Origin of the sequence: Variovorax sp. Root411 (assembly GCF_001425205.1) — a bacterium.
GTDB lineage: Bacteria > Pseudomonadota > Gammaproteobacteria > Burkholderiales > Burkholderiaceae_C > Variovorax.
The window spans coordinates 1-11,475 of the sequence record NZ_LMDW01000011.1 but is presented as its reverse complement, the minus strand read 5'-3'; the positions used below and the strand labels follow the sequence as shown (position 1 = coordinate 11,475).

2 protein-coding genes and 2 pseudogenes are annotated in these 11,475 nt (G+C 68.8%); all 4 read left to right on the top strand.

The features are described from left to right. Nucleotides 1-301 precede the first annotated feature (301 nt). Nucleotides 302-6,262 (top strand): annotated as a pseudogene (locus tag ASC92_RS29270) (amino acid adenylation domain-containing protein); the annotation flags it as partial. 4 nt (nucleotides 6,263-6,266) lie between these two features. Beyond that, entirely contained in the window at nucleotides 6,267-9,416 is a 3,150-nt protein-coding gene (locus ASC92_RS11030) for a non-ribosomal peptide synthetase (RefSeq protein ID WP_056514713.1), read from the top strand. Continuing rightward, a pseudogene (locus tag ASC92_RS29640) lies at nucleotides 9,416-11,055 on the top strand (condensation domain-containing protein); the annotation flags it as partial. The gene ASC92_RS11030 and the pseudogene ASC92_RS29640, both read left to right, overlap by 1 nt. 1 nt (nucleotide 11,056) lies before the next feature. Beyond that, a partial coding sequence (locus ASC92_RS29265) for an AMP-binding protein (RefSeq protein ID WP_235505784.1) occupies nucleotides 11,057-11,475 on the top strand: 419 nt, incomplete at both ends.

The window sequence follows — 11,475 nt, the reverse complement described above, 5'->3', positions numbered from 1 at the left end:
ATCGCGAACGAGGGACCGACGGGCACGCGGCTCGTGGGCTACGTCTCGGGGCACGGCATCGACACGGCGCAACTTCGACAGAAGCTCGGCCAGAAGCTGACCGACTACATGGTGCCCGCCGCGCTGGTGGTGCTCGACACACTGCCGCTGAACACAAACGGCAAGGTGGATCGCAAGGCCCTGCCGGCACCGGAGTTCACGAGCGAGCGCGCCTACGAGGCGNCTGGTGGTGCTCGACACACTGCCGCTGAACACAAACGGCAAGGTGGATCGCAAGGCCCTGCCGGCACCGGAGTTCACGAGCGAGCGCGCCTACGAGGCGCCTGCGGGCGAGGTGGAAGAAAAGCTGGCCGTCATCTGGGCCGATGTGCTCGGCGTGGCGCGCGTGGGGCGCAACGACAACTTCTTCGAGCTTGGCGGCCATTCGCTGCTGGCGCTGAGGCTGCTGGAGCGCATGCGCGCCCAGGGCTGGTCGACGCAGGTGCGCACGCTGTTCCAGCAGCCCCAGCTCGGCGCATTCGCGCAGGCGCTGATGCTGGAGCCGGCGCGGCGGGAGCGGGTCGTTCCGCCCAACGGCATTCCGGCGGATTGCCGGGCGATCCAGCCGGAGATGCTGACGCTGGCGACCCTGGATGCACGGCAGATCGCGCGCATCGAGGCGGCGGTGCCAGGCGGGGCGGCCAACATCCAGGACATCTACCCGCTGGTGCCGATGCAGGAGGGGATGCTCTTCCACCACCAACTGCAGGCCGAGGGCGACGCATACATCACGCTGAACCGCCTGAGTTTCGAAAGCCGCGCAGGGCTCGAGCATTTCGTCGCCAGCTTCAACGAAGTGATCGCGCGCCACGACATCCTGCGAACGGCCGTGATGTGGGAAGACCTTCCCGAACCGATGCAGGTGGTGCATCGCGAGGCCGTGCTCGAACTCCAGTGGCTGGCCGATGCCGGGCCCGGCGGCGCGAGCGCTTCCGCGCGGCTCGATGCCCACGTCGACCCGGCGCGCTACCGCATCGACGTGCGCAAGGCACCGATGCTGAGGGCCATCGCGGCCCACGACGCTGACAACAGCCGCTGGCTCCTTCAGCTGGCGAACCATCACCTGGTGGTGGACCACACCACGCTGGAGCTGGTCGTCGAGGAAATCGCGCTGATCCAGCAAGGGCGCAACGCCGAGCTGCCGGCGCCCATACCGTTCCGTCACTTTGTCGGGCAGGCCAGGCTGGATGTGAGCCAGGCCGAGCACAAGGCATTCTTCAGCCAGATGCTCGCCGACGTGGAGGAGCCGACGGCGCCGTTCGGCCTGCTCGACGTGCAAGGCGATGGCACCCGGGTGCGGGAAGCCGCGCTCGCGCTGGATGCCCGGCTCGCATCGCAGGTCAGGGGCCAGGCGCAGAAATACGGCGTGAGCGCCGCGGCGCTGTTCCACATGGCCTGGGCACTGGTGCTGGGCAAGACCACGGGCAGGGACGACGTGGTGTTCGGCACCGTGCTGTTCGGCCGCATGCAGGGCGGTGCGAATGCAGACCGGGCACTGGGCATGTTCATCAACACGCTGCCCGTGCGCATCCGGCTGGGAACGCAAAGCGTGCAGGCGTGCGTGCGCCAGACGCACGCGGCGCTGAGCGAACTGATGCATCACGAGTACGCCAGCCTGTCGCTGGCGCAGCGCTGCAGCGCACTGCCGCAGCGGATGCCGCTGTTCACGGCGCTGCTGAACTACCGCTACGGCGCGCAGCAGGGCAAGGAGAAAGAAAAGGCCCCGCTGTGGGAAGGCATGGAAGTCCTGGGCAGCAGGGAGCGCACCAACTACCCGATCGAGATGTCGGTGGACGACCTGGGCGAGGGCTTCCAGCTGGCCGCGCAGATTCACGAGGCGGTGGATGCCGCTCGCGTGTGCGGCCTGATGATCGCCGCCGTCGAGGCCGTCGTGCGGGGCCTGTCGGGGCAGCCCGAGCGGCTGGCCTGCGAACTCGAGGTGATGTCCGGCGACGAACGGCGCCAGCTTGCCGCATGGGGCGAAAACTCCACGCGGTATGCGCAGGACGAGCCGGTGCATCGGCTGATCGAGTGGCAGGCGGCACTCAGCCCGGACGCGACGGCACTGGTCTTCGGCGATGAGGCGTTGAGCTATTCGGAACTCGGCGCGCGGGCCAATCGCCTGGCGCATTGCCTGATTGCCCTTGGCGTGAAGCCGGAGACGAAGGTGGGCATCGCGGTGGAGCGCTCCATCGAGATGGTGGTCGGGGTCCTGGCGATCCTGAAGGCCGGCGGCGCGTACGTGCCGCTCGACCCGGAGTACCCCGTGGACCGCCTCGCCTACATGGTGGCCGACAGTGGCATCGGATTGCTGCTCACGCAGAGCCACCTGAGGGCCCTGGTACCGGGTACCGAGGCGCTGCAGGTGCTGGCGCTGGACACGCTGGACACCGGCAGCCACTCCGATGCCGCCCCGCAGATCGCCCTCGGAGGCGAGAACCTGGCCTACGTCATCTACACCTCCGGCTCCACGGGAAAGCCCAAGGGCGTGATGGTGCGGCACCGGTCGCTCAGCCACTTCATGCTGAGCATGAAGGAGGCGCCGGGCATGACGCAGGACGACGTGCTGGTCGCGGTCACCTCCCTGTCGTTCGACATCGCCGCGCTGGAGCTGTACCTGCCGTTGCTCAGCGGCGCGCGCCTGGTGCTGGCGCCGAGAGACGTGGTGCGAAACGGAAGTGCGCTCGGCCAGCTGATGGACGCGTGCGGCGCCACCGTGCTCCAGTCCACGCCTGCGGGCTGGAGGCTCTTGCGGGCCGCCGGATGGAATGGCGGCCGTGGCGCGAGCTTCAAGGGCCTGTGCGGCGGCGAAGCGCTGCAGGAAGACCTTGCGCAAGACCTGCTGGCGCTCGGCGTCGAGCTCTGGAACATGTACGGTCCCACTGAAACGACGATCTGGTCGACGGCGCTCGAGGTTCGCGGCAAGCCTCGCATCGGCGGGCCGATCGCGGCCACGACGCTGCATGTGCTGGACGGCTTCCTCAACCCGTCGCCCGTGGGCGTGCCGGGCGAACTGTTCCTGGGCGGCATCGGCCTGGCGCGCGGCTATTTCCAGCGTGCGGGCCTGACGTCCGAGCGCTTCATCGCGGCGCAGGACGGCCAGCGGCTGTACCGCACGGGCGATCTGGTGAAGTGGAACCACGAAGGCCAGCTGGAGTACCTGGGCCGCATCGACCACCAGGTGAAGGTGCGGGGCTTCCGCATCGAATTGGGCGAAATCGAGACGCAGCTGCTGGCGCAGCCCGAGGTTCGCGAGGCAGTGGTGGTGGCGCGCGAAAGCGCGAGCGGTGCATCGCTGGTCGCCTACATCGCACTGCAGGTGGCGCAGGTGGCAGAGACGGCGACGCTGCGCGACCGCCTCGCCGTGGCACTGCCCGACTACATGGTCCCGGCCGCCATCGTCGTGCTCGACCGCCTGCCCTTGAACGGAAACGGCAAGATCGATCGCAAGGCGCTGCCGGAGGCGGAGTTCACGAGTAGCCGGGCGTACGAGGCACCCGAAGGGCCGGTGGAAGAGAAGTTGGCCGCGATCTGGGCCGAGGTGCTCGGTGTACCGCGCGTGGGGCGGCACGACAACTTCTTCGAGCTCGGCGGGCATTCCCTGCTGGCGGCACAGCTCGCGTCGAGGGCGCGCGTCGATGGCGGATTCGACCTGCCGCTGCGCAGGATATTCGAGCACCCGGTGCTTCGCGACCTCGCGAATGCCGCCCGGCAGGCGCGGCATGAGGCCTCGTCGTCCGCTCGCGTGCCGGTGCTGCAATCGGTCGAACGCGTGGCCGACATGAAGCTCTCGCCCGCGCAGCAGCGCCTGTGGCTGGTGGATCGGCTGTCGGACGCATCGGCCGGCAAACACGCGGCCTACAACATTGCGGCGGCGCTGCGCTTGTCGGGCGCGCTCGACGTCGACCTGGTGCGCGCCACGCTCGATGCTATCGTGCAGCGGCACGAAGTGCTGCGCACCTGGTTTCCCGAGAACGACGACGGCGATCCCGTGGCGCGCATCGCGCCAGGTAGCGACCTCGTCGTTGCGCTGACGGATCTTTCGCACCTGCCGGCCGAAATGCAGGCGAGGGCTATGCACGATGCGCTTGCCGCGCACGCGGCCACCGCGTTCGACCTGGCCACCCGCCCGGCCTTCGCGGCAGCCGTACTGCGCCTGCAGCCCGAGGAGCACGTGCTGCTGCTGTGCGTGCACCACATCGTGTTCGACGGGTGGTCCGAAGCCGTCTTCATCCAGGACTTCATGGCCCTTTATGCGGCGCTGAGGGAAGGGCGCGGCTCACCGCTTGCGCCGCTCGCGATCCAGTACGCCGACTACGCCGACTGGCATCACCGCAAGCTCGCGCAGAACCTTGCGCAAGACGCCGCGTTCTGGCGCGGCTACCTCGAGGCCGCCCCCGCCGTGTCCACGCTCAGGCCCGATCACGCCCGGCCTCCCGTGGCGTCGGTGGCGGGCGACACGGTCGGCATCGAGATCGGGCACGAGCTCGCGCAGGCGCTGCATGGCCTGGCGCGGGAGCAGAAGACCTCGCTGTACGTGCTGCTGCTGTCGGCCTTCCTGCTCGTGCTGCACCGGCAGGCCGCGTCGGACGACCTGGTGGTCGGCACCGACGTGGCCGGGCGCGATCATCCGGCGCTCGAAGAGCTGATCGGCTTCTTCGTCGGCGTCGTGCCGCTGCGTTCCCGGCTCGCACCCGCGTTGCCTTTCGTGCAGTGGCTCTCGAGGGTCAAGGAGAGCACGCTGTCGGCCTTCGAGCACCAGGACGTGCCCTTCGACCAGATCGTCGAACTGGTCGGCGCGCCCCGCAGCCGCCAGCACAGCCCGCTGGTGCAGGTGCTGTTCGTCATGCAGAACACCCCCGAAGGGCGCTTCGAGATCCCCGGCGTGGTCGTCGAGCCAATCCCGAGGGCCGGGACGACATCGAAGTTCGACCTCGCCGTGTTCGTGAGCGAGAACGAAAGCGGCCTGCGGGCCGAGTGGACCTTCGCCTCCGGCCTGTACCTGCGCGAGACCATCGAGCGCGCATCCGCGGCGTGGCGCGATCTCCTGCAGCAGGTCGTCGCGGCACCCGGCGGCGCGCTGGAGAGCTTCGTCATTCCATCCAACCCGGAAAAAAACACCATGCCGTCTACCTCGCCCGCGCTGGGCAAACTGCAGAAGCTCAAGAAATTCACCGCCAAGGATCGCGACGTCCAGGCTGCACCGCGCTCGCCCGTGCGCACCTCCTTCCTGTCGGACCAACGGGCTTTCCCGCTGGTCATCGAGGCCGCGAGCAGCGACATCGACGCGGTGGCATGGGCCCGGGAGCAGGCCGCGTACATCGAGGCCAGCCTCGGCAAGCACGGCGGCATCCTGCTGCGCAATTTCGGCCTGCGCACGCCGCAGGAATTCGAGGCCTTCGCGGAAGTGATCGAGCCCGAGCTCTACGGCGGCTACGGCGACCTTCCGAAGAAGGAGGGTGGACGCAACACCTACCGTTCGACGCCGTACCCCGAGCGCCAGATGATCCTGTATCACAACGAGAGCTCGCACCTCGACCGCTGGCCGCGCAAGCAGTGGTTCTTCTGCGAGCTGCCTTCTCCGGTGGGCGGCGCCACGCCCATCGTCGATTGCCGCGAGATGCTGCGCCTCCTGCCGGCCGGCATGGTGGCCGAGTTCGAGCGCAAGGAACTGATGTACGTGCGCACCTTCGTGCCGCGGTTCGACGTGAGCTGGAAGGACTTCTTCAAGACCGACAGCAAGGCCGAGGTCGAGGCGCGCCTCGCGCTGGCCGGCACCGCCTGGCGCTGGCTGGACGACGACACGCTGCAGACCCGCACGCGCTGCCCGGCGGTGATCACGCATCCCGTTACCGGCGAGCGCGTCTTCTTCAACCAGATCCAGCTGCACCATGCGAGCTGCCTGGAGGCGGACGTGCGCGATGACCTGCTGGCCTTGGCCGGCGGCCTCGAACACCTGCCGCGGCACGTGACCTACGGCGACGGCACGCCGATCGACGACGAGACCATGGCGGTCGTCGGCCGCGCTTATGAAGCGTGCGCCGTGCGCTTCGACTGGCGCCAGGGCGACGTGGTGATGCTTGACAACATGCTCGCGGCACACGCGCGGGACCCGTACGAGGGGCCGCGCAAGATCGTGGTCGCCATGGGAGCGATGTGCGACCGCGCCGCGCTTGCGCAGGCTCCCGGTGCCGCCCGGCAACCCGTTGCGCTCGAGGGTTGAAGCCATGGCTGCCATTCTCGAAACCACGAATTCCACGTTGCCGCTCAGTCCCGAGCAGCGTGCCGTCTGGGCGCAGCATGGGGAACGGGCCGCTGCCGGTGCGCCCAAGCTCGTGCTGCTGGCCGATCTGGACGGCGAGCTCGACGCGACGCGCCTGGAGGCCGCGGCGCAGTCGGTGGTGCAGAGCCACGTGGCTCTGCGCTCGGCCGTGTCGCAGGTTCCCGGTTTTCGGGGTCTCAGGCAACAGGCCCTGGATGCGGCGGCTGCGCTGCGTTGGCAAAGGATCGACCTTCGCGGCAATGCCGACTGTGAGAGCGCGCTCGCCGGCTGGATCGCCGCGTGCACGCAGGCGCCGCTGGATGTCGCGAGCGGCGCGCCGCTGCGCATCGGCATCGCGCGGCTCGGCGAAACGCGGCACAAGCTCGTGCTGGTTGCCAGCGTGTTCGCTGCGGACAAGGGCAGCCTGCACGGTTTGCTGGATCAGATTGCAACGGCTTACCTCACGGGGCAGGCCGTCGATGCGGACGAGGTCTTCCAGTACCCGCAGTTCGTCGAATGGCGTGAGGATCTCGACATTGGCGACGAGGCCGCCGAGGGGCGCGACTACTGGCAGGCCTACATCGACCGCGCCGACGTGCTGCAGGCACCGCGCCTGAACACCCGGATGGACGGGGTACGCGAGGTCGCGTCGCCGGCGCGTGCCAGCTTCTCTCTTCCTCTCAATGCGGCGCTTGCCGCCCGCACGCAGGAAGCGGCCGGGCAGCTCGGGTGCGGCACCGACCTGCTCCTGCAGGCCGTGTGGTGGCTGCTCGTGGCCCGGTTGACCGGCCACAGGCCTTTCGTCGCCGGCTGGCAGAACGATTGCCGGCACGACTACGAAGTGATGCGGGGAGCTGTGGGCGTCTTCGAGAAGATCCTGCCCGTGGTCGTGGACATCGCGCCCGACGAGCGTTTCTTCGACTGGATCGCACGCCTGGGTGACACGCTCGAGGCGCACACCGAGGCCCAGGAGTACTGGGCGATCGATGCGCCTCCGATCTCCGCGCACTTCGACGTGGGCTTCGGTTTCGACGAGATACCGGTGCGCTCGCACGGCGGCATGGCTTGGCGCGTGGACACCGCGCCCGGGCCGCTGCCTTGCTTCGAACTGGCCATGCAGGTCGGCCGGGCCGGGCAGGCACTCACGCTGTCGGTGCATGCGGATGCGTCGCGCTATTCGTCCCAGGCCGTCGAGCGGCTGCTGTGGCAGTACCAGACCTTGCTCGAGGATGCCGTGGCGCAGCCGCGCGCGCCGGTGGGCAGCCTCGCGCTGGTCGGTGCGCGCGAGCGCGAATTGCTCCTGCTGGCAGCGCGCGGTGCAGCGGCCGATTTCGGAACCCTCACGCTGGCCGGTCAGGTCGCTGGCTGGGCGCGGACGACGCCGGACGCGCCCGCGCTGGAGGCGGGCGACGTGCTCCTGAGCTATCGCGAATTCGATGCGCGAATCAACCGGATGGCGCACTGGCTGCAGGCCCGGGGCGCCACGGCCGGAACGCTGGTGGCGCTCAACCTTCCGCGATCCGCCGATCTGCTGGTGGCGATGCTGGCGAGCTGGCGCATCGGGGCGGGCTATCTGCCGCTGGACCCAGAGTGGCCCGCCGCGCGCCGCCAGACCGTGCTGGAAGACGCCGTGCCGTCGCTCGTGCTCCATGCCGCAGGTGTGCCTTCGGCCGGCGATACGCCGTGGCGGCAGGCATCGCTGGACGACATGAACCTCGACGGTGTTGCCGACAGCGCACCGGCACACCAACCCGCGATGCAGGATCTGGCTTACGTGCTCTACACCTCGGGTTCGACGGGAACGCCCAAGGGCGTGGTGATCGGGCAGGGTCAGTTGCTCAACTACGTGGCCGCGGTGTCGTCGGCCATGGACCTGGCTCGCTGCCGCCGCTGGGCGCTGACCAGTTCCGTCGTTGCGGACCTGGGCAACACCGCGCTCTTCAGCGCGTTCCACAACGGTGCCTGCCTCGTCGTGGCGGGAGCGGGCGACGTGAAGGATGCGCGCGCCTTCGCCGGTTTCATGCGCGAACGCCGTATCGATGCGCTCAAGATGGTGCCCTCCCACCTGGAGGCCCTGCTCGAGGACGAGGCACCGAAGTTGCCCGCCACGCTGGTGCTGGGTGGCGAGGCCGCACCGCGCTCGCTCATCGAGCGCATCGCCAGGCTTGCACCGGAGACCATCATCTACAACCACTACGGCCCCACGGAAACGACCGTGGGCGTGATGGTGCACCGCGTATCGGCGGGCGAGGCCGCATCCCCGGTGCTGCCGCTGTCGCGCGTGCTGGCGAACAACCGCGTCCATGTGCTGGACGAAGCCTTGCGCATGGTGCCGGGCGGCGCGCTGGGGGCGGTGTATGTCGGCGGGGCGCAGCTGTGCCGCGGCTATCTGAATCGGGAGGTGGAAGGCGCCTTTGTGGCCGATCCATTCGAGCCGGGGCAAAAGCTCTACCGCACCGGCGACCTGGCTTGCGTGCTGCCCGAAGGCGGCATCCGCCTGGCGGGGCGGGCCGACGACCAGATCAAGATCCGGGGCTTTCGTGTCGAGCCGGCCGAGGTGGAGGTGGTGTTGCTGTCGCAGTCCGGCGTGCGGCAGGCCGTGGTGCTGGCGGTGCCGGGTGGCGGAGGCGACGCCGAGCTCCAGGCCTTCGTCGTGGGCGACGAGGCGCTCGCGTCGGAGACCGGGCGCTCGGCTCTGACAGGACGGCTGGGCACGCTGCTGCCCGCGCACATGGTGCCTGCGCGCTGTACCTTCGTCGCGGAGTTCGCGAGGCTGCCCAACGGGAAGATCGACCGGCAGTCGCTGCTGTCCGCTGCAAGCAGCGATGACCGCAAGCCAGTGGCGGTGGCACCGCGCGACGCGCTCGAATCGGTGCTGGCCGAGTGCATGGCAAGCCTGCTCCAGCGCGACGCCATCGGCGTGGACGAGGACTTCTTCGAACTGGGAGGGCATTCGCTGCTCGTGATCAAGCTGGTGGCGCGCATCCGCAAGCTGCTGCGGCTCGAGATAGCACCGGGGCTGGTGTTCGACCATCCCAGCGTCGCCACGCTCGCAGCGGCGCTTCGCACGATGGAGAACGAGGGACCGGTTTCGGCATACAGGATGGAACAGTGATGAACAGCACCCATGTGGCGCGGCGTATTTCGGCGGAGGACGAATGGGCAGCGGATGACGACGAAATCCTCCATCGCGTCTCGGACGGCGACGAGGTGCCGCTGTCCCACGCGCAGGAGCAGCTGTGGTTCCTGCAGCGGCTGGAGCCGGGACTGACGGCCTACAACCTGCCGCGGACGTTCCGCCTGCACGGCCCGCTGGATGCCGGTGCGCTCGAGCGTGCGTTCCAGGCCGTGATCGATCGCCACGGCATCCTGCGCACCCGCTTCTTCGAGAAGGACGGCGTCCCCCTGCAGCAGATGGTGCGCGATGTGAGCTTCGTGCTGGAGCGTTTCGACCTGTCGCTGGAGTCCGGAGCCGTGCGGCAGGCGCGTGCCGATGCGCTGGCGGGCGAGACGGCCCTGCACGTGTTCGACCTGGACGCCGCGCCCGCGTTGGTGGCCAGGTTGATCCGGCTGTCGGACGAAGAGCACGTGCTGACGGTCTGCCTGCATCACATCGTGTCGGACGCGTGGTCCAACCCCATCCTCGCCGCGGACCTCGCTTCGGCCTACCGCCTCGCATTGGCTGCGGGTGCGGCCGTGCGGCTTCCGGACTTGCCGGCCCAGTACGCCGACTATGCACTGTGGCAGCGCGAACGCCTGCAGGGCGAGGGCCTGGCGAAGCAGCTGAACCACTGGAACGCCCACCTGGGTGCCGATGTGCCGCCGCTGGAGCTGCCGCTCGACGCAGCGCGCCCCTCGCGGCAGACCTTCGACGGTGCGGTGCATCGCTTTGCGCTGGAGCCTGCGCTGGCGGTGGCGTTGCAGAAGTTCTGCCGCATGGAGAAATGCACGCCCTTCGTGGTCCTGCTCGCGACGTGGCAGATGCTGCTGAGCCGGTACAGCGGCCAGAACGACTTTGCCGTCGGCGTGGCCAATGCCGGCCGCCATCGCGACGAGGTGCGCGATCTGGTGGGGTTCTTCATCACGACGCAGGTGTTCCGGGCGCGGCTCGAGCCGCGCGCCACGTTCCGCGAAATCTGCCGGCGGGTACGGCGCGATTCGCTGTCCGCACTGGAGCATGCGGACCTCCCCCTCAAGACGCTGCTGGCCAGCCGGAACGAGAAGCGCGACGCATCGCGCAACCCGTTGTTCCAGGCGATGTTCGGCGTGCAGATGAGCGACAGCGTTGCCGACCTCGCGTTCGGCGACGTGCGCGCGGAGCAGGTCGGGGGCGGCAACGCGAGCGCCAAGTTCGACCTGTCGCTGGATTTCTTCATCGAACCGACGCGTGCATACGCGCAGATCGAATACAACATCGACCTTTTCGGCGGGGCCACCGTGGCGCGGCTGGCGGGCGGGTATGTGCGCCTGCTCGAAGCGTTGACGGCCGATGCGGACCAGGACTTCTCGGAGATCGATCTTTCGAGCGAGGCGGAGCGTGTGCAGCTCGCGGCCTGGGGCTCGGACACGCAAAGCTTTCCGGATGCGACGCCGATCCACCGGCTGATCGAACGGCAAGTGCGCGCGCGCCCCGAAGCGCCCGCGCTGTGCTTCGGTGAGCAGACCCTGAGCTACGGCGAACTCAATGCACAAGCCAACCGCCTTGCACACCGGCTGATCGCGTTGGGCGTGAAGCCCGAGACGAAGGTGGGGATNGAGCGCACGCAGCTCGCGGCCTGGGGCTCGGACACGCAAAGCTTTCCGGATGCGACGCCGATCCACCGGCTGATCGAACGGCAAGTGCGCGCGCGCCCCGAAGCGCCCGCGCTGTGCTTCGGTGAGCAGACCCTGAGCTACGGCGAACTCAATGCCAGAGCCAACCGCCTTGCACACCGGCTGATCGCGCTAGGCGTGAAGCCCGAGACGAAGGTGGGCGTCGCGGTGGAGCGCTCCATCGAGATGGTGGTGGGCATCCTCGCGATCCTGAAGGCCGGCGGCGCCTACGTGCCGCTGGACCCGGAGTACCCCGCGGACCGTCTGGCCTACATGGTCGGCGACAGCGGCATCGCGCTGCTGCTCACGCAGAGCCACCTGCAGGTGCCGGGCACCGAGGCACTTGAAGTCCTGACGCTGGA